15 protein-coding genes are annotated in these 20,258 nt (G+C 43.3%); 8 read left to right on the top strand and 7 right to left on the bottom strand.

Going from position 1 to position 20,258, the window contains the following annotated elements; genetic code table 11:
* Window positions 1–67: 67 nt before the first annotated feature.
* Complete coding sequence (locus tag NXZ84_RS08630) at window positions 68–865, bottom strand: PHP domain-containing protein (RefSeq protein ID WP_258839857.1); 798 nt, start codon at window positions 863–865, stop codon at window positions 68–70.
* A gap of 252 nt (window positions 866–1,117) precedes the next feature.
* Between NXZ84_RS08630 and kynA the strand changes: the two genes are divergently transcribed.
* The 4 genes from kynA to NXZ84_RS08610 all read left to right on the top strand — a co-directional run bounded on the left by kynA (window position 1,118) and on the right by NXZ84_RS08610 (window position 5,490).
* Window positions 1,118–1,957 (top strand): tryptophan 2,3-dioxygenase, encoded by an 840-nt coding sequence (gene kynA, locus NXZ84_RS08625; RefSeq protein WP_258839856.1) that lies wholly within the window; start codon window positions 1,118–1,120, stop codon window positions 1,955–1,957.
* A 26-nt stretch (window positions 1,958–1,983) separates the two neighbouring features.
* Window positions 1,984–3,267, top strand: coding sequence for a kynureninase (kynU, locus tag NXZ84_RS08620; RefSeq protein ID WP_396654035.1), 1,284 nt, complete (start codon window positions 1,984–1,986; stop codon window positions 3,265–3,267).
* Window positions 3,264–3,887 (top strand): arylformamidase, encoded by a 624-nt coding sequence (gene kynB, locus NXZ84_RS08615; protein ID WP_258840371.1) that lies wholly within the window; start codon window positions 3,264–3,266, stop codon window positions 3,885–3,887. The genes kynU and kynB overlap by 4 nt, the downstream gene beginning before the upstream one ends.
* A gap of 184 nt (window positions 3,888–4,071) precedes the next feature.
* The gene (locus NXZ84_RS08610; RefSeq protein WP_258839855.1) at window positions 4,072–5,490 is read left to right on the top strand and encodes a SpoVR family protein; all 1,419 of its coding nucleotides are present in this window, start codon (window positions 4,072–4,074) and stop codon (window positions 5,488–5,490) included.
* A gap of 80 nt (window positions 5,491–5,570) precedes the next feature.
* Here the strand turns inward: NXZ84_RS08610 and NXZ84_RS08605 are convergent, their stop codons facing one another.
* The 6 genes from NXZ84_RS08605 to NXZ84_RS08580 form a co-directional block, all read right to left on the bottom strand.
* The gene (locus NXZ84_RS08605) at window positions 5,571–11,222 is read right to left on the bottom strand and encodes a WIAG-tail domain (RefSeq protein WP_258839854.1); all 5,652 of its coding nucleotides are present in this window, start codon (window positions 11,220–11,222) and stop codon (window positions 5,571–5,573) included.
* A 180-nt stretch (window positions 11,223–11,402) separates the two neighbouring features.
* Window positions 11,403–11,888 (bottom strand): N-acetyltransferase, encoded by a 486-nt coding sequence (locus tag NXZ84_RS08600; protein ID WP_258839853.1) that lies wholly within the window; start codon window positions 11,886–11,888, stop codon window positions 11,403–11,405.
* Window positions 11,889–13,205 (bottom strand): YheC/YheD family endospore coat-associated protein, encoded by a 1,317-nt coding sequence (locus NXZ84_RS08595; RefSeq protein WP_258839852.1) that lies wholly within the window; start codon window positions 13,203–13,205, stop codon window positions 11,889–11,891.
* Window positions 13,206–13,217: 12 nt separating this feature from the next.
* Window positions 13,218–14,597: a YheC/YheD family endospore coat-associated protein gene (locus tag NXZ84_RS08590; protein ID WP_258839851.1), complete on the bottom strand. Its 1,380-nt coding sequence runs from the start codon at window positions 14,595–14,597 to the stop codon at window positions 13,218–13,220.
* Window positions 14,594–15,715 (bottom strand): YheC/YheD family endospore coat-associated protein, encoded by a 1,122-nt coding sequence (locus tag NXZ84_RS08585; protein WP_258839850.1) that lies wholly within the window; start codon window positions 15,713–15,715, stop codon window positions 14,594–14,596. Before NXZ84_RS08585 ends, NXZ84_RS08590 begins: the two co-directional genes overlap by 4 nt.
* Window positions 15,712–17,139, bottom strand: coding sequence for a YheC/YheD family endospore coat-associated protein (locus NXZ84_RS08580; RefSeq protein WP_258839849.1), 1,428 nt, complete (start codon window positions 17,137–17,139; stop codon window positions 15,712–15,714). Before NXZ84_RS08580 ends, NXZ84_RS08585 begins: the two co-directional genes overlap by 4 nt.
* A 166-nt stretch (window positions 17,140–17,305) precedes the next feature.
* On the opposite strand from NXZ84_RS08580, the gene NXZ84_RS08575 reads away from it, so the two are divergent.
* From NXZ84_RS08575 to NXZ84_RS08560, 4 genes are all read left to right on the top strand, one after another.
* The gene (locus NXZ84_RS08575; RefSeq protein ID WP_258839848.1) at window positions 17,306–17,656 is read left to right on the top strand and encodes a YlbF family regulator; all 351 of its coding nucleotides are present in this window, start codon (window positions 17,306–17,308) and stop codon (window positions 17,654–17,656) included.
* A gap of 11 nt (window positions 17,657–17,667) precedes the next feature.
* Window positions 17,668–18,357, top strand: coding sequence for a metal-dependent hydrolase (locus NXZ84_RS08570; RefSeq protein ID WP_258839847.1), 690 nt, complete (start codon window positions 17,668–17,670; stop codon window positions 18,355–18,357).
* Between the two features lie 181 nt (window positions 18,358–18,538).
* Window positions 18,539–18,820: a hypothetical protein gene (locus NXZ84_RS08565; RefSeq protein ID WP_258839846.1), complete on the top strand. Its 282-nt coding sequence runs from the start codon at window positions 18,539–18,541 to the stop codon at window positions 18,818–18,820.
* 82 nt (window positions 18,821–18,902) lie between these two features.
* Window positions 18,903–20,216, top strand: a complete 1,314-nt coding sequence (locus NXZ84_RS08560; protein WP_258839845.1) for a DRTGG domain-containing protein — start codon at window positions 18,903–18,905, stop codon at window positions 20,214–20,216.
* Window positions 20,217–20,258 lie beyond the last annotated feature (42 nt).

Genomic DNA, 20,258 nt, shown 5'->3' with positions numbered 1-20,258 from the left:
AAGGAAGTACTCCATATAAATGGACGAAAAAACAGTTAGCATGCTAACGGGTTTGTCAAAGAAAAAGTTAAAGAGTGAGAAAAGTACCGATGGTATGTGCATCGTGATGAAAATCGGAGCCCCCAGTCATAAGAAGGCGGTACTTTTCTGCTATCTTCTGAAATTGTTTGCTATCTTTATGATTGTGATTACGATGCCATACCTCAATACCATCAAACCCTTCACAAATCAGCTCTTCTACGAGGGACAAGCTCTGAATATAGATGGGGTGAGCCAATACAGCAACCCCGCCAGTCTCATGAATGAGTTGAATTCCATCGACAACCGAGAGTACTTTCTTTTCCACAGCGGCTGGCTTACCATCACCTAGATAGTGATCAAATGCGATTTTGATGGAGGAAACATACCCTTTATCCACCATCGCATTTGCAATATGTGGGCGGGCGATCAGATCATCACTGCAATACTTCTTGACGTCATTGAGGGAAAGCGGCATGCCTAGGCGGGTTAGCTTTGTAAGGATGCGTTCTGCTCGCTTTTTCCGAAAATCACGATAAGCAGCTAGACGTTGATGCAGAAGATGAGGATGTTTCATATTATAGCCCAGTATATCGATGTTGCGATTTTTCCATTTTGTTGAGATCTCTACAGCGGGAATCACCTTAATACCATGCACACGTCCTGCTTCTACTGCTTCTTCCACTCCGGCCAATGTATCGTGATCGGTAATGGCGATTGTACTCAAGTTTGCTTCTTTTGCTTTTTTAACCACTTCGGTAGGTGAGTAATGTCCATCAGAGGCGGTTGTATGCAGGTGTAAATCGAAGCTACCTAAAGGTAAATGATTAAGAATATTCAATTTCATATTCCACTCCTTTAAACCGCTGTGGATTGCATATGCTTAAATATAGATTACTCCTTTCCTTCATATTGTGTCTAGGCTTATGCGGGTATTACAGGATAAAGCCATTCATTTAAGATATGGGTGTCATATGAAAGCAAGTGGATAAGTTTGAATAGTATGGATTGTAGACGAGTATAAATATGGGGGTGATTATCTGCTTTGCATTCGGTATCCTAAAAGAGAAGAATGGATTATGAGTATGGAGGTCCTACAATGGAAAAGAAGCAAGGACAAGTGTGGGAGAAAGGGATGCACACCGATTTTAAAGAGGAAATGAGTTACGGAGAATATCTACAGTTAGATCAGATCTTATCCAGCCAACGGCGATTGTCAGGCCATCATGATGAGATGCTATTTATCATTATTCATCAAGCAAGTGAGCTATGGATGAAACTGATGATTCATGAGCTATCCGAGGCAAAAGCATGTATTAGTAGAGGTGAATTAGAGCCTTCTTTTAAAATGCTTTCACGGGTTTCAAAAAGTCAACTTCAGTTAATCCAATCATGGGACGTATTGTCGACACTTACACCTTCCGAATACATGGAATTTCGTGATGCCCTTGGGAAATCATCCGGTTTTCAATCGTTCCAAAATCGTGAGATTGAGTTCCTCCTCGGAAAGAAAAATGAGCGCATCTTAGAAATTTACCAACATGATCAACCACGGTATAAACGACTAGAGCAGGTGTTACACGAACCTAGCATCTACGATGTGTCGATCCAAGCACTTGCACAAAGAGGGATAAGTGTTGATTCCGCTGTGTTGAATAGGGATTGGAAGGAGCCTTATGCTGCTCACCCTAGTGTGGAGGAAGCTTGGTTACAGGTGTATCGCGATGTTGAGAAGTACTGGGACTTATATGATTTAGCAGAGAAACTAGTTGATCTTGAAGATCGTTTTCAACAATGGCGTTTCCGTCATATGAAAACAGTGGAACGAGTGATTGGGATGAAGATGGGTACGGGAGGATCTTCAGGTGTTTCCTATTTAAAGCAAGTTATTGATCAACGTATGTTTCCAGAATTGTGGGAGCTAAGGACGAAATTGTAGAACGAAGAGAGAAAGGAAGTGTGCAAGTGACCAACTTGGATAATTTGAGCCGCCAGTATGCTGTGGAATTAGATCAAGAAGATGAACTGGCACGTTATAAGACAGAGTTTTATCAGGCAGAAGGAACCATCTATCTGGATGGCAATTCACTTGGTTTGATGTCTAAGCGAGCAGAACAAACGCTATTAGACGTGATGGCGGATTGGCGCCAGTTTGGCATAGATGGGTGGATGAAAGGGAAGCGACCATGGTATGAGATGGCAGAAACCTTGGGGGCAAAAGTAGCTCCTCTGATTGGAGCGTTACCAGATGAAGTGATTGTAACAGGTTCCACGACGATCAATATTCATCAATTGGTGGCTACCTTTTATCGACCGGAAGGGAAGCGAACCAAGATTTTAGCAGACACGTTGACGTTCCCTTCAGATATTTATGCACTGCAAAGCCAATTGCGCATCCATGGATTTGATCCAGATGAACACCTGTTACAAGTTCTGAGTCGGGATGGAAAGATGATAGAAGAAGAAGACATCATTGAGATGATGACAGATGAAGTAGCCCTTATCCTTCTTCCTACAGTGTTGTATCGCAGTGGGCAATTGTTAGATATTCAGCGACTCACCTCTGAAGCAAAGAAGAATGGAATCGTCATCGGGTTTGATGCTTGTCACTCGATTGGAGCTATTCCCCATGCTTTTAATGGATGGGATGTTGACTTTGCGGTCTGGTGTCACTATAAATATGTAAATAGTGGACCTGGCGGGGTAGCAGGATTGTATGTTCACGAGAAGCATTTAGGGGCGACGCCTGCTCTAGCCGGATGGTTTAGTTCGGATAAAGAGAAGCAATTTGATATGAAACATCAGTTGGAGCCTGCGCAAACGGCAGGAGCATTTCAGATCGGGACACCGCATGTATTAAGCATGGCCCCACTATATGGTTCTTTGGAGATTTTTGAAGAAGCCGGGATCGAACAGATTAGAGAGAAGTCTTTGCATATGACACGATATATGATGGATTTGATTCAAGCAGAGATGGGGAATACAGGGTTTTCATTTATGAACCCGACAGAGGATCACCGGCGTGGTGGGCATATTGCACTGGTGCATGAAGAGGCGATACGGATTTGTAAAGCATTAAAAGAAGAAGGCATCATCCCAGATTACCGCGAACCTAATATTATACGATTAGCTCCAATCGCACTCTACACCTCGTATCTTGAGGTGTGGCAGACAGTGCAAGTATTGAAGCGTATTATGGTTGAAAAACGATATGAGAAATACGAAAAAAAACGTGAAGTGGTGGCATAATGAAGTGGATCGATATTTCTCAGCCGCTCCAGGAAGGGATGCCCGTATGGCCAGGAGATACTCCTTTCTCTTATGATTTGACATGGACAAAGGAGGAAAGCGGTTCGGTCAATGTAGGGCAAATAAATCTTAGTACGCATACAGGTACACATGTGGACGCCCCTTTTCACTTTGATGAAGAGGGCGCAAAGATTTTAGATTTAGATCTCAGCTTGTATGTGGGTGAAGTGCTGGTCCTACACTTGCCTGAGCGTACGTCAATTGGAGTTCAAGAGTTATTAACTTATGATTTAACAGGTGTAGAGCGCCTCTTTATTCGTACGGACGCTTGGAAGGATTATTCTTCTTTTCCTGAGTCGATCACTTATATGGAGCCGGAGATTGCTCCTTATCTAGCGGACAAGGGCGTGCGTCTATTAGGTTTGGACGTGCCTTCGGTCGATCCACTAGATAGTAAGGAATTGCGTGCACATCATGCTTTGCATGCGGCCGGTATACATATTTTAGAGGGGGCGGTATTGGATCAAATAGATGCGGGCAAGTATGAACTGATTGCATTGCCACTACCGCTTAAAGAAGCGGATGGGAGTCCAGTAAGGGCCGTATTACGCCCCTTATAATTTTTTAAGGTGTGGTCATGCGATCACACCTTTTACGCATGAAAAGATCCGCTTTAAGGTAACTGTAGCGGTATAATGGTGGGATTAAAAAGCAGATGTCTAGAAACGTTCCGTTGCTCTCTACGTATAATGATAAATATCACCGTGAGTCTGTGTGACCCACTGGGAAAGGGGAGTTGCAAGCGTGACATCAGCAGATCTTAAAGGGTTGGAGCGAGCAATTGATGAAATAACTGAAATCGCACGTGGTTTTAAACTGGATTTCTACCCCATGCGTTATGAGATTTGCCCTGCAGACATTATATATACTTTTGGTGCATATGGAATGCCGACCCGATTTTCGCACTGGAGTTTTGGAAAGTCATTTTATAGAATGAAACTTCAGTATGATCTGAATTTAAGCCGTATTTATGAGCTGGTGATCAACTCTAATCCGTGCTACGCTTTTTTGTTGGAAGGAAACAGCCTGATTCAAAATAAGCTAATTGTTGCCCATGTATTGGCACACTGTGACTTCTTTAAAAATAACGTTCAGTTCTCCCATACATCGCGTGATATGGTGGAAAGTATGGCGGCAAGTGCAGAGCGAATTCGTTCTTATGAAATACGGTATGGGAAACAAGAGGTAGAAGAGTTTTTAGATCATGCGTTAGCGGTGCAAGAACATATTGACCCAAGCTTAATGAGACAGAATTCTGACTGGGAGCAAGAGGATAAGAAAGAAGAGGGGGCAGCTAATCGTCCTTCTGCCCCAGCTCCATATGACGCATTGTGGAGATTGGATGATCGTGCGAATGAAGAGACAAGGGTAGAGCGCAAAAAGAGTAAGATGGAACCACAGAAAGATTTGCTTTTGTATATTATGCACCATAGTCAGGTGTTGGAAGAGTGGCAACAAGATGTACTAACGATGATACGGGAAGAGATGCTGTACTTTTGGCCACAGATGGAAACAAAAGTGATGAATGAGGGATGGGCTTCGTATTGGCATATTCGTATTTTACGCGAAATGAATTTGACAGAAGAGGAGACAGTGGAATTTGCAAAGCTTAACGCATCTGTTATCCAACCGTCTAGCACATCGATCAATCCGTATTACCTTGGGCTAAAAATGCTAGAGGATATTGAGCGCAGGTGGGATGAGCCATCAGAAGAAGAACAGGAGCGTTATGGACGAAAACCAGGTAGTGGGCGGGAGAAACTTTTTGAAATTCGTGAGGTGGATTCGGATACTTCCTTCATCCGTAACTATTTGACAAAGGAGCTGGTAGATGAGCTTGATCTTTATCTCTTCGGACGTAGAGGTAATGATTGGACCATAGAGGATAAAAATTGGGAAAAAGTGCGTGATCAGTTGGTGGCGAGCCGCATCAACGGAGGACATCCGTACTTGGTGGTACAAGAGGGTGATTATATGCAAAATCGAGAGCTTTATCTGAAACACCAGTATGAGGGGACCGAACTAGATGTGAAATACTTGGAGAAGACGCTACCCCATCTATTTGAATTATGGGGGCGCACGGTACACATTGAAACGACGATTGAAGGACGGAGTGTGTTATTTAGCTTTAATGGTAATAAATGCAACCGTCGTTTCTTGTAAATTAGAATAGAAAAGTAGCCACATAAAAGCGGGAATTCCCGCTTTTATGTGGCTTTTTTAGTTGTTTTTATAAAGTGGGTTTATGGATGTGTCCACTTGCCGTCGCTTTGAAACGGGGTAGGGATACTAGAGAGATCGCTTAGATCTTTTTGTGAGCGACGAATATGTTGATGAGCGGGAGAAGCTCCCATAGCGATCCAAGAGATGGAGCCTTGACAATCTGTTTCCTCACTATGAGCGCATTGTTGTACATTTACAGTAAAGCGTTTTTGTTGACGATCTACCAAGTGAACCTGAGTAGCATTGTTGTCAGTCATCGCGACAACAACATAGTCGCTGGCAGTGAAGTGTTGCTCCAAATCAATATGAATGAGGGTGTTGGTTTCATTCTCTTGAATTTGGAAATGGTGTGTTCCACATTGTGCTGAAAAGGGTGAATGGAAGATGATATTGGGATGAAAATTAAGTTTATCCAGTCCGATGGAGTGGGGTGCTATATGTTTGTTGCCGATGGAGCCGTTAGTTATATGTTCTGCCGAGATCGCTTGTGAAGCGATATGCTTTTGTTGAATGGCTTCAGCTTGAATGTGTGTGCTCACAATAGAATCGGGTGAGAGATGCTCAGCATGAATCGTATTTTTATCGAGATGAGTAGAGGTAACGCTTCCTTGAGATATATGGTTAGACTGGACAGATGAGGGTTGAAGATGCTTCGCTGTGATCGCTTCAGGAGCAATTTGTGTTTCGGTAATAGCATGCTCAGCTAGATGGGTTTCATCAATTGTGTTATGAGCGATATGAAATCCATGTACCACATCTTGCTGTAGGTGATCAGTGGCAATGGATTCGGGGGCGATGTGGTTACTGGTAAGGGTACAATCATTCAAATGCTCAGACTGGATACTCCCTTTTTTCAAATGTTTACCGTCAATGATTTGTTCCTGTAGATGTTCGCTGTGGATTGATCGTGGTGAAAGGTGTTCCGGTTGAATCGATTGTTTGCTGAGGTGTTCGCCCGTTACTGCGTCATGATTAAGCTGCTCACTGTCGATACTATTCGGTTGTATATGATCTTTCTCAATACTGTTGGTAGTAAGATGCTTGGCTTGGATACTTTGTGGTGCGATGTGGGCTCTGTTAATGGCTTCAGCTTCGATATGGCGTGTGCTGACTGCCTGATCTGCAATATGATCTCGCATGATGGAGCCAATTTTGAGGTGAATGTTGCTGATTGTATCAGGAGAGATATGCTCTCCTTGAATCGCTTCATTGCTGAGATGACGGTTGGTAATGACCCCATTTGAAAGATGGGCAGCAGAGATGGAATCACTTTGTATATGTTCCCCGCTGATACTGTTTATTTGAAGATGTGAATGATGAATTGCTTGATCAGCGATGTTTTCACCCGTTACAGCTTTTTTAGTTAGGTGATTGGTGTAGATGGAACCATCGGCGATGTTTTCACCCGTTACAGCTTTATTGGTGAGGTGATTGGTGTAAATGGAATCATCGGCGATATTTTCACTCTGAACGGCTTGTTGTTGTAGGTGACGATGGGCGACTGCTTCTGGCGTAAGATGTTGGCTGTAAATGATGTCTTCTTGTAGGTGAGAAGTGGAGATGGTTTCCGCTTGTAAGTGTTGATTACCCACACTTTCTGGCTGGAGATGGGTGGTGGATATCGCAGCGGGTGCAATATGCTCTGTTGAAATGAGATTTCTGGATAGGTGTCGGGCTGAGATTGCTTCATCAGCGATATTGTCGCTGTGAACGGTATCGGATTGAAGGTGTTTATGTTGAATGGATTGTTGTGTAAGGTGCTCGCTTTGGATGATATTTCCTTTAAGGTGTGTTGTATCAACTGTTTGTGCCTGTAAGTGTTGACTGCTGACACTTTCGGGTTGAAGATGAGGCGAAGCAATGGCGGCGGGTGCAATATGATCAGTCGTAATGGCTTCATTTGAGAGATGTCTTGCTTGAATCGATAGATTAGCAATATGCTCCCCCTGCACGGCATCTTCTTGCAATTGCGCTTGCCCGATGGATTGATCGGCGATGTGGTCGGCAGTAATGGCTTGACTGGTGAGGTGCTTTGTATGAATGGAATTCGGGGCGATATGTTCACCATGTACAGCATCCTGTTGTATTTGTTCGTGGCTGATGGCGCGATCGGTGAGATGATCTGTTGTGATGATATCATTTGAGAGATGTTTGGTGTCTATGGATTTAGCTGCGATGTTTTTGCTGTGTACTATATTTTCTTGCAAATGCTCATTGCTGATAGCATAGGGAGCGATGTGTTCATCTGAAATGACATGTTTGCCCAAGTGCGGAGCCTGGATAGCCTGCTTGGCGATATGTTCGTTTTGTATGGCTTCTGTTTGTAGGTGCGTAGAATGAATTGCCTGTGGTGCGAGATGTTGGGCTGCGATTACATGGTGGGTAAGGTGAGGCGTAAGAATGGAGTGATCGGCAATATTTTCACTGTGCACGATATTTTCTTGTAATTGTTCATACCCGATGGCTTGCTTTGCAATATGCTCACTTTGTACTGCCGCTTTTGTTAAATGCTTCGTCTGGATGGATTGGTCAGCGATATGTTTACTTTCTACGGCAGCGGTAGTAAGATGCTTGTTGTGAATAGTAGAGGGTGCTAAATGTTTCGCCTGCACGGTTTGTGAACTCAAATGTTCGGTGGAGATGGAATTGGGCTGAAGATGCTTTTGATTGATGGAGTGTGCGGCGTAATGGTGTTGCTGGATGGCATCTTCTTTGATGTGATCAGAACCGATACTTTGTTCGGTTAGGTGTTGGGTTTGCACACTATGTTTTCTAATGTGATCAGAATCGATAATACTAGGAGCTAGATGCTTGGCAAGGATAACTTTTTCTCCAAGATGTGCGCTAATTACGGTATGATCACGTAGGTGCTCTGTTGCAATAGAGCGGTGAGCCAAATGCTGCCCTTGAATAGAACCTGCTTGCATATGGTTTGTTTTGATAGATTCATCTTTTAGGTGCTCACCCGTTATAGAGTCAGGGGCGAGATGTTGTGCCTGGAGTGTTTGTTTCTTTATATGCTTTCCTTGAATGATGGTCGGTTTGAGATGAGTAGAATCAATGGCCTCATCCACTATGTGTCTACTCTGCACAGATTGGTGCTTAAGGTGGATATGATCCACGGAATTGTCCGCTAATTGCTCATTGGTTACTGAATCGATCGCTAAATGTTGGGAGTGAACAGAGAAGTCTGCTAGATGCTCACTTTGAATGGACTGGGGTTTTATATGGGTATCGCCAATAGATCCATCAGATAGGTGCTCATCTAAGATTGATTGGATCGCAAGATGGTGGGATTGAATGGAAAACTCATCAATATGATCCCCATGGATAGCGTTTTTTTGGATATGAGTCTGATCAATAACTCCCGGAGCAATCTGTTCAGATGTAATCGAATCTTTAGCAATGTGATCTTGTGTAATTGATGGGGGAGTAAAATTTTGCATAATGTCATCACTCAAGTGTTCGGAGGCAATGCTTCCGAGGGCGAGGTGTTCACTTTGGATCGAAGCGGGAGCAATGTGCTGACTATTGACAGATTGGTCACTCAAATGAGTAGATTGGACGGCCCGTTCAGCTAAATTCTTTCCCGTAACCGCTCCATTGTCGAGGTGTTTGTGCTGAATGGTTTGTGCACAGAGATGGTGTGGTGAAATGGTGTTGGATCCGATATGTTGGCTAGTGACGGATTGGCGGGAGAGGTGGTTAGAATGGACTGCTTCATTTGCTAATTGATCGCTGGTGATCGTTCCCTTAGTCAAGTGTTTGGGTGAAATACTCTCTTTTGCGATGTGTGATCCATCTATAGCCCCTGCTTTAATATGATCTGAGTCGACAGAACGTTCAGTTAAGTGCTTTCCTGAAACAGAAAGAGCACTTAAGTGTGTAGAAACGATCGACTCATCATCAATATGGTCGCTAGTGATCACTCCTTTTTGAAGGTGCTCACTTGCAATCGCTTCTTTAGCAAGGTGTTTACCTTGGATTGCTTCGTTATTCACATGTTCACTATTTACAATTTGTTCTCCCAAGTGATCGCTGGCGATCACTTGCTTTCCCAGATGGTGTGTTTGAATAGATTCGTCTTGCAAATGAAGGCTGTTGACGGTTTTCTCTAGGAGGTGTTGTTCTCCAATCGATTGTGGGGCTATTTTTTTTCCTGAGATGGCCTCTTTTTGGAGATGTTCACCTGAAATCGCTTCTTTGGCGAGGTGTTCGCCTTGGATTGCTTCATTATTCACATGTTCACTATTTACAATTTGTTCTCCCAAGTGATCGCTGGCGATCACTTGCTTCCCTAGATGATGAGTGTGAACGGATTCATCTTGCAGATGCTGACTATTTACAGTTTTATTCATTAGGTGTTGTTCTCCAATCGAATGTGAAGCTATCTTTTCACCTGAGATCGAGTCGTTAAAGAGATGGTCGCTGGTGATCGACTGGGAAGCGATATGTCGAGATTGAATCGCATGAGGTGCTATTTTCTTACCGACAACGGCTTGACTGTCCAGATGATCAGTTGTAATGCTAAGAGCACTGATGTGATTCTTTTTGACAGAGTCTTGTGTTAAATGTTTGGCTTGAATCGACTTGGGGGCCAGCTTTTTACTAGTTACAGACTCATTAGCTAGTTGGTCTTCTTGGATCGCCTGAGGTAGAATATGCTTCGCTTCAATAGACTTAGGATTGATGTGCTGAGATGCAATTGCGTTGGATAATATATGCTCACTTTGAATGGCTCCTTTTTTAAAGTGGACTCCCTCGATCGATCGAGAGGAGATATGTTTGCTGTGGATGGCTTGAGGAGCAATGTTATCCGTAGTGATGGAGTTGGGTGATAATTTATTTCCACTGATGGAGTGATCACGAACATGATGATTTACAACCGCTCCATGTTCTAGGTGCTGCGATTGAATGGCATGGGCAGAGATTTTGCCGCCTGTTATGGCTTCATTTTGAAGATGAGAAGTAGAGATCACCCCTTCCATCAGATGTTCACCACTTAAAGAGGCCGGAGCGATATAGGGGGTAGTAATTCGTCTAATGATGCTTTCAGATAAGTGTCTTCCTGCAATACTGCGATTTTGGATATGTTTTGCCTGAACAGCGCGTGGTAATATGTGATGGTCATGGATCGCTCCGGCTTTTATATGAGAAGCATCCACAGATTCAGTATGAAGAAAGGATTTCTTCCCCGTATTGGCTGTTTCGGAGGTATGGTCTGTAGTATGGATGACCTCGTCGTTTGAGTCCTCGTCCTCATCGAGTTCGGTGTTACCCCATTCTGTAGATCCGGCAAAGTCCCGAATATAGGAGGGGGGTGGGGCACCAGGCTCACTTTGCGAATGAGGATCAATCATGGATGAGATAAAGCTAACATCATCTGATTGCGCTTGTATTGATGAGGAAGAGAATTCTTCTTCATCTCGAATGGGTCCTTGTTGAAGGGAATAGTTATCTGGTTGGTGTAATTGATGATTTGATTCCACAGATCCTTTTTTTCTCGTATTCGTTGCGCCCCCGTTATCGGAGAGCCAGATGGTTGCCTGTTTTACCGGTGCAGGGTCACCGTGATGATGGACAATTTGCTTAAGTATACGTTCATCTTCCTGCGTAATATTTTTTTTCCCTTTTACAGAGCGCTTCGTTGGTCTTTTTTTGTTTTGTGCCAAAATGTCTCAGCCCCTTTCTAATTCGTATCTACTTATACCTATATTCATGATGGACGAATATGTAGACGTAAAGTAAAAAAAGGTACAACCCTTTTTCATATTTACTATAAGAACAGTGTGCAGGTGAATAAATAGACAAAGAACCCCGCTCATATTCAGGCAGGGTCCTTTGTTCTCCCTTTAAAGCGGAAGGGAGTTCTCATCTAGATAATGATCCAGTTCTTCTTCGCTCCAGTCGCCCCCTGCAAGCCATAAAGTAGGTTTTCCTGTGGTTCCCTGGATCAGTCGAAAGGCCATTAAACCGGCGTTGAAGCAAGCTTTTAAGCTAGCGGAATTGTCACACTCAATTCGACCATATAATTTCCCTAACTCCTCTTTCGCTTGTAACAGGAGGGTCTCTGCAATTTCTTGATTACGATAGGTGGAGTGTACGGCTAGCAAGGACTCTTCTATTCCATATCTACCCAGGACGAGAGCGCCAGCTAGCCTTTTTTGAGCGAGGGCAACAGTGGCGATTGTTCCTAACTCATATCCAGTATTTTGTTGGTTGTGTAGCCAGCGCAAGGATTGATAAGTGATGCGCTTCTCACCTTGGTTTTTGAAAAAATGAATCAGGTATGGACACATACGTTGAAACTGTTCAGATGTGAGAGTTTGGAACTCCATCTACTCCCCCTCCCCTTGCGGCTGATAGCCACTAATATAGAGAGAGTATTGGAGAATGCGTTGTAATGATAGTTGACGGATTTGTGGTTCGTCAAATTTCATTGGTTTCGAATTAGCCTCAAAGAACCAAATCTCTCCCTCTTTATCTACACCCATATCCATTGACATTTCCCCTAAAGATTGTCCTGACTGTACTTCGATATGCTTGGCGATTTTTATCCCTATCTTTTCTGCTTTTTTATAAATATAAGGATGATGGGTACCAAATACTTCACTTAATACCACGGTGGTATCTTCAATAGATCCGCCTCGAGGCACATGAGTAGAAATCGCTTCCTTCCCAGCCAATCGAGTACCGATGCCAGTAACGCCCCATTTTCCATTATTATCTTTTTGGGCTAATAGTCGGAGGTCGAAAGGGCGATCGCGGTATAGAGCAAGGCTAATTCCTTGTTGTAAGATATATTCGTGTGACTGTATGAGTTTATTTAGAAATGAAAAGAGAGTATTATTGGAAATTCCCTGGTATTTTTTTTGGCTCGACTTTGTTTGATAAACAACATCATAAGCATCATTTTGTTTATTGATGCGAATCATGCCGATGCCCGCTTTACCATCAACAGGCTTTAGGTAAAGGACGGGATGCTTTTTTATCAGTTGTTTACAGCGATCGATATGACTCCAAGGTGTCGTGTCGGGTAGTAGGGATGTAAGCGAGCTGGAGCGCCGAAGTAGTTTGTACAACGTCCATTTGTTAAAAAACGAGGGATTGAAAATAGGGATGTTGAGCTCGTTTAACATTTTGAGAGCCTGTTGCTCCAAGGGTCTCTCCTCAAAGGAGCGGTAGGGAATTCGGTTGTAAATAACATCTGGCATGGGAAGGGTACCTAACACCCATTTGTTTGTTTTGAAGCGAGGATCGAGAAGATAACCTTTCACGGTAGAGCGAGAGGGTTTAATGCCTTCGGGTGTTAATACGAATACGGTAATCCCCATCTTCCGTCCCATTCGGATTAAATCAGCAAAGTTTAGTGAGTTGCCGCGAAAAGGAGTGCGGCGATCGGCTGATGTTAAGATTGCGACAAATGGGCCGACACGGTATTGATCAGGAGCGACTTGAATGATGCGAGTAGGCATATAACGAGGAGAGGGTGTTGCATGCACGGTCGAGTGTGAAACAGGTAGCATCGCTTTCATCTTTTTACCTATCTGTGCCGGCAGTGTAGACGGCAAGGTAATTTTTTGCTGTTTATGAGGGATGAATACAGGCGACTGTTCTCTGGGATTCAACGCCAGCCATCCAGTTTGAAGCATCATAGGTTCCCTCCATTACACAAAATTGGTTAGTTTGAGACTATATTCGGTAATCATACGTGCGGACTGAAATCCAGCCGCTTTTAAACTGGGGTGAACGAAAATATGACGACCTGGCTTTGCGTTCACCTCAAAAAGCCATACATGGTGATTACAGTCAATTCCGATATCAAGTCCTAGTTCACCGATGGGACCATCAATGTATTGTTCCATCGTCTCTGCAATAATGATGGAGGCTTGCTTAATTGCCTTTTCTGCTAATGCGGCTTGGGATTGGAAAATGTCTGTCAATAATTGCTCTGTAGAGACTATTGATCCACCTGTTCGCGTGTGAGTAGTGACACTACCAAAGCCAGCCACTTTAGAACCAATACCAACTACTTGCCATCTCCCTTGTCGATCTTTGTTCATGTGTACGCGGAAATCGACAGGGCGATCATGATATCTGACTAGACGAATTCCCTGTTGAATAAGATATTGATTAAAGCGTTGCTTTTGATGTCCGAAATGATGTTCAATCAGGTTGTTAATAGAAGAAAATTTACGTAGAATATTACGGTCACCAGTACGAAAGCGACAAAAATAACCATTTTTCTTGTTTTTCGTAATGCGTAATATCCCTAATCCTAAACTCCCGCCATTAGGCTTGAGATAAACCATCTTGTGTTTATCCACCATATAGCGAACCAGTTCGATAGTGGGTGAGATATAGGTTTCGGGAATGAAGTATGATGTTTTTGATTGCTGATATAGGATTTCATGAATGGACCACTTGCTGAAGAAACCTTGATTAAATACTGGGCAGGCTCCTAATTCCTTCAGACGTTTTAGGCAAGATTGAACTTGGGGTAAAGATTCTGCTTTACGGTTGGGTATACGCTCATAGATGACATCAGGGAGGGGAGCTGTGCGCCGACTCCATCCATAGTCACCGTTACTTTTTTTATAATAAAACCAGCCAGTAGTCGTGTTCGTATTCCAGTCCACCATTTCAGGAGAAAAAACATAGAATATGGGATGCTCTTGTCTAGAGGCAAGCAAAAAACTACGAAATAAATTAGAGCGATTACCAAATGGCTTATCAAAGGAGCCTGTATACCCCGTGGTGAGAATGGCGATAACCGGTCCAAAGCGAAGGTGTCGATCACTGTAATGAACCCGCAGTTCTTTAATAGGGGGGAGGGCGAGTTGTTGAGCGAGGGTGGGATGGATATAGACAGCGTGTTCCTTACTGGGTAGATGAATTACACGGGCAATCAAGGTTTTTTTACCGACTGAAATTTTGATCGACTGTCTCTGAGAACAGCTCCATGTATCGAACAGTGGTTGCGTCAATATGATTGCTTTTAAAGGAACTTTAGTGAGACATTTTATTTTACAGATGAACGAGCTCATTGTTTCCCTCCTACTATACCTTCTAGTAAAGTATTAGCGTACTGAATAGGGAGTTCTATAGAGCGAGTACGAACCTCTTTTTCTCCCGTACGTAAAAAGACGGTGCGTCCCGGCTTTGAATTTACTTCTAGCAACCACACTTTACCATTCCTATCAATCCCCACATCTAAACCCAATTCAATCAATCGACCATGTTGCTTCTCAATATAGAGAGGAACGTGCTTTGATAACCATTGGATTGCAGTAAGGATATCAGGCATCTGCTTAGGGTAATGCTTGCTTAAGAACGGAATGATCCTTTCTGCACTTCCTCCGCCATGCAGGTTGGACGTCAGCGTATGTGGCTTTCCTAAGCGGACGGCCATGCCTGTGGTGGACCATTGTAGATTTCGATTTTTCTGTACAAGGATACGTACGTCGAAAGGTCGATCGTCTTTTGTTGTTAGTGAGAGGAAGGGTTGGTATATATAGCGCGCACTACCGATGAAGGCTTTCAACCAGGTTTGTAATGCGCTCGACTGATTGATGGTATGCTCGAAAGATTCATTATTTTGGGATCGTCCGCGGATTAAATATTCCTTTCCTTCAGAGGTAATGGCGATGATTCCTCTACCATGACTTCCCCCATTAGGCTTAAGTAAGCAAGAACCATGAGTACGCAGGAAATCGAGTACACCTTGTGACTCAGTCCAAGGGTGGGTGTTAGGCAAATAGGGGAGCAGGTCGGGGAGAGTTTGTAGCATTTCATGTGTACGCCATTTGCCACTTAAGGGACGACCAAGAATTTGACAGTCAGGATCTTGATGGATTTTGGTTACATAAGGTTTATAGGAAAGGAAGTGTTTTGTGTTTATATAGTAACAGCGGTCATATATAATCTGTGGCAAGATACTTGTCGTACGCACCCAACGATGAGAAGATTCTTGATACTGCCAGGCAACGACATAGCGAGTATTCCAGTCAATGGATTTGGGAGAAAAGACGATCAACTGAATGCCTAGCTTTTTTGCTTCCATGCTAAGGCTTTTAAAGTAAGATTCCTCATGAAAGGGGGGAGTGTGGTTAGCTTTGCAAACGATAACCCCCAATCTTTTTGTCTGTTGATGGAAATTATTCATATTGAAAGCCTCCATGACTTCTTTTGTTGGGACTTAGTAGGATTAGGGATGAGCAAGGATTGTTTAGAGAGATAGTAGCAATAGTCCATTAGTCTTCTAGCAGAAGGGCGGGGAATAGAACGCTCTTCCGTTACAGTGTCATCTGTTTTAGAAGGTTTAGAATTAATTTCTAATAACCATGATTTACCGCGGTTATCAAGCGCAAGGTCGATACCGAGCTCTGCGAAATGCCCAGGACAAACTTGATCAAATGATTGTGCGATACTTTTTGCATGTGCACATAGTTCCTTAACAGTGGGTTTGGTTGGTACATTGATCTCTTCTAAAGCATCACTTGCTTTTAGTACAGTTCCACCTCGGGCGAGGTTGGAGACGACATGTTGATCGTTTGCTATCCTGCCGACAGCAGAGGTGACGGCCCATTCTCCTTGACGGTTTTTTTGGACCAGAATACGAAAGTCGAGGGATCGCTTTTGGATGCGTACGAGATTTAGACCTTGTTGAATTAGATAGGGGTTTCTTCTTGTTTTTCGTTTAAGTGAATAGAGAATGTCATCGTGATTATCGAATGTCAGGGTGATTGCATTACCGTCTGCAGTGGTATATTCAATGGTGTATACTTCCTTAGGACAGCTGACCTTCATTACTCCACTGCCATGGCTGCCATTACTGGGCTTGAGGAAAACAGTATGGTATTTATTTAGTAAGGGGAGGAGTAAAGGGGTTTGATAAACGTAAGTTTCTGGAAGGTAAGTGCGAATTTCAGGGATATTTTTGAGAAAATCATACACCTGTTTTTTGTTAAGGAATTTCTCATTGAAAATGGAGACATTGTGCTTATTTCTTAATTGCTGTAGTGCTTCCTGGATTGAGGCTTGATTTTCTATTTTGCGCGAGGTGATCCGATTATATATGATATCGGGAAGGGGGGTTTTGGTGTACGTCCACTGCTGATCCTTAAATATCATCCCGTGTATCAATTGTTTCCCCAGAGATAGATCACTGGGCTTAAAGACAGTAACCACAATACCGCGGCTCTTCCCAGCTATGGAGCATTCTTCAAAAAAACGAGTCATTAATCCGGCAGCAGGATCTTGTTTGTCAGGATAGAGATCTGTATTGATCAAAATTCCGAGTAAGGTTCCGGTCTTTAACAGATGTCGTTTGGGATTATATTGAATGTTCATGGTTGTCCCTGGCATCAGGTTTAGATTTTTTATAAGTGTTGCACTCATGTGGATATAGGGGATGTGGGTATTGCTGGTAGTAACTAAACCTTTCGCGATGGAGGATCCAAAGGAGATCCAGATCGGATGGCGAGGAAGTCCAAGGGTTTTTGCGCTTTGTGTATCTATCACGAGATGAGAAGATGAGGGTAGCAAGTGGTCTGGAATTTTTTTTATTGTCTTGCATATATGCCCCATTAAAAATCCCCTTCCCCTGTAAGTAACTACTTCATCGTATGAAGGCATGTATCTTGCGGTGAAAAAAAGAGGCTTGTCAAAAAGGGATGGGGTATCCAGTTGTTGTATATGCATAGTAATGAGAAAAAGAAAAAGATGAAGGGTTAAAACAGAGAGGATGGATAGAATGCAAAATTTGTATGATATTGCGCACGAGATGGCTAAAGCATTTCGTCAATCAGATGAGCTAAGTGCTTTAGAGCGAGCGTTAAATGCGGTAAGGCTAGATCCTGTGCAGGAACAGTTATTAGTAAATATGCGTCAGAAGCAGACGCAGTGGGCACAAAAACAGATGAGTGGGGAGCAACTTACGGATGAGGAGAAGCAGGAAGCGAGCGAGTTGATGGAGAAAGTTAAGCAGTCGTCTGCACTACAAGTGTTTATGCAGGCAGAGCAGAGGGTAGGGATCATTTTACAGGATATTAACAAAATCATTTCTGAACCGATTGAGCAAGTATTTCAACAAGCAGAGAAATAGGAGGTTTTATCATGCAGATCACTTTCCATGGCCAAAGCTGCTTTCAATTGCAAAATAATAGTCATCGTTTAATTATTGACCCCTTTATTTCAGATAACCCGCTGGCACAAATAGATGTGAAAGACATTGAAACAGATTATATTTTACTTACTCACGGCCATGGTGATCATGTGGGCGACACCGTATCGATTGCCCAACATAACAAGGCAACAGTGATTGCCCCTTTTGAATTAGCAACGTGGTTAGGATGGCAAGGGTTAGAGGTGCACCCGATGCATATTGGGGGAAGTTATATGTTTAACTTTGGTCGGGTAAAGCTAACCCCAGCTTTTCATGGTTCGGCTTATGTGGATGAAAGGAAACAAGAGATTGTGTATACAGGTATGCCAGCGGGAATCTTGCTTACGATGGATGGAAAAACAGTATATCATGCAGGGGATACAGGTCTATTCCAGGATATGAAGTTGATTGGAGAGCGGGAAGATATTGATTTAGCTCTATTACCTATTGGCGATAACTTTACGATGGGTCCTGAAGATGCTTTGCTTGCGGCTCATTGGGTAGGTGCGAAGCAAGTGATTCCGATGCACTATAATACCTTTCCCGTAATTGAACAAGATGGTGATGCATTTGTTGAAGCGTTAAAGAAAGAAGGTGTCGATGGGAGGGTACTAGCACCAGGGGAATATATAAGAATATAGCTTCTTATAAGAGGGTCGTATTCTCTTTGGAATGGGACTAGGCTCGGCTTAGAGTCTCCCGATCTTAAGCTTAAGGAGAAGAAGGGCTTGATGAGTGCGCCTGCGGGTGCGCTCTTTTTTGTGCATGGGGGATAGTGTCTGTACATATTGTGATAGAGAAACCTTATGAGGAGGAGATGATGTGATGACACGTGCTAAAACAGGATTAATACTAGCAAGTAGTCTTATGTTATATGGAGTAATAACAATTCCGACCCCAGGCTGGAGCAATGGTGCTTCTCTTTTTTCATTATTGTGGATAGGATTGGCTCTACTTATGGTGGCGGCCTATTGGAAAAAGATTTTAATGATTGTGGAGGTAAGAAATAGGAAAGAGGAGCGTAAGAGGTGGGAAAAGTGGTTAAGAGAACGAGGAGAAGAACAAAGGCTTGTTAAGCGAGGCAGAAGGAGAAGAAGTGGATGATAATCCCTTTCGCTTTGTGATTACGTGGGAAAAGAGTGTATAATGTGTTAAAAGCGAGTCGGAGAAAGAAGGGTTTATAGACGTGGCCACAAAGCATGAACAAATCTTACAATTTATAGAAAGCCTTGAGGTTGGTCACAAAATCTCAGTACGGCAGATTTCCCGGGAACTTAGTGTGAGCGAGGGGACTGCTTATCGGGCGATTAAAGATGCAGAAACCAAGGGATTAGTGAGTACCATTGATCGGGTGGGTACCGTTCGCATTGAAAAAATGCAGCGTTCAGAGATTGAGAGGTTAACCTTTGCTGAAGTGGTTAATATCGTGGATGGCAATGTGTTAGGTGGACGAGAGGGATTACACAAAACGCTAAATCGCTTTGTGATCGGTGCGATGAAATTAGAAGCGATGATGCGGTATGTGGAGCCGGGCCATCTTTTGATTGTGGGAAACCGAGATAATGTACATCGAATATCCTTAGAGCGGGGCGCAGCGGTCTTGATCACAGGTGGATTTGAAACAACGGAGGAAGTAAAAGAACTAGCAGATGAATTAGAGCTACCAGTGATCTCTAGTAGCTACGATACCTTTACGGTCGCTTCTATGATTAACCGTGCCATCTATGATCGCTTGATCAAAAAAGAGATCTTATTGGTAGAAGATATGTTGGGTGAGGAGGCAGAACCGGTTAGTCTGTTCCTTAAAGACCCAATTTGGAAATATGATCAGAGCGTGCTAGATACGGGGCACAGTCGTTATCCTATTGTGGATGAAGCAGGCAGAGTACAAGGAATTGTTACAGCTAAAGATGTGATGGGTCATGCTTCACACGAATTATTAGAAAAGGTAATGACGAAAGACCCGATTATGGTGCGCCCGCAAACGTCGCTTGCGACAGCAGCGCATAAGATGGTGTGGGAAGGGATTGAGTTATTACCTGTATGTAATGAGCAACGTCATCTTCTAGGAGTGATTAGCAGGCAGGATGTGATTAAATCCCTTCAATATATGCAAAAGCAACCGCATGTGGGGGAAACCATCAATGATTTGATTTTTCAAGGTTTTGAGGAAGAAGAGGGTGAGGGAGGAAATCGTCTTTTTCGTGGTCGAGTGACTCCTCAGATGACGGATGCCCTTGGTAATATGAGCTCGGGAGTATTGACTGGTCTGATGACAGAGGCTGCTTTTCGTCATTTGCGTCGAAAACAGCGTGGAGATTTGGTGATGGAAAGTTTTACGATGTACACCTTAAAGCCAGTACAGTTAGAAAGCGAAATTGATATTCTTCCACGTGCATTAGATATTGGACGTAAGGTAGGTAAGGTGGATATCGAGGTATATGCAGAAGGACAGATCGTCGCAAAGGCGATGTTGAGTGCACAGATGATGGAGCGATGATGAAAACGAAAAGTAATCACCTTCGGTATGCTACCGGAGGTG

The sequence above is a fragment of the Mechercharimyces sp. CAU 1602 genome (assembly GCF_024753565.1).
In the GTDB taxonomy this organism is placed as follows: Bacteria; Bacillota; Bacilli; order Thermoactinomycetales; family JANTPT01; genus Mechercharimyces.
The sequence above is the reverse complement of the archived record's forward strand: the minus strand, read 5'-3'. Positions and strand labels throughout refer to the sequence as shown.

Coding starts and splice junctions, on each gene's coding strand:
- NXZ84_RS08630 (WP_258839857.1), bottom strand. CDS start 865: ATGAAATTGAATATTCTTAATCATTTACCTTTAGGTAGCTTCGATTTA.
- kynA (WP_258839856.1), top strand. CDS start 1,118: ATGGAAAAGAAGCAAGGACAAGTGTGGGAGAAAGGGATGCACACCGAT.
- NXZ84_RS08600 (WP_258839853.1), bottom strand. CDS start 11,888: ATGGAGTTCCAAACTCTCACATCTGAACAGTTTCAACGTATGTGTCCA.
- NXZ84_RS08595 (WP_258839852.1), bottom strand. CDS start 13,205: ATGATGCTTCAAACTGGATGGCTGGCGTTGAATCCCAGAGAACAGTCG.
- NXZ84_RS08590 (WP_258839851.1), bottom strand. CDS start 14,597: ATGAGCTCGTTCATCTGTAAAATAAAATGTCTCACTAAAGTTCCTTTA.
- NXZ84_RS08585 (WP_258839850.1), bottom strand. CDS start 15,715: ATGAATAATTTCCATCAACAGACAAAAAGATTGGGGGTTATCGTTTGC.
- NXZ84_RS08580 (WP_258839849.1), bottom strand. CDS start 17,139: ATGGGGCATATATGCAAGACAATAAAAAAAATTCCAGACCACTTGCTA.
- NXZ84_RS08575 (WP_258839848.1), top strand. CDS start 17,306: ATGCAAAATTTGTATGATATTGCGCACGAGATGGCTAAAGCATTTCGT.
- NXZ84_RS08570 (WP_258839847.1), top strand. CDS start 17,668: ATGCAGATCACTTTCCATGGCCAAAGCTGCTTTCAATTGCAAAATAAT.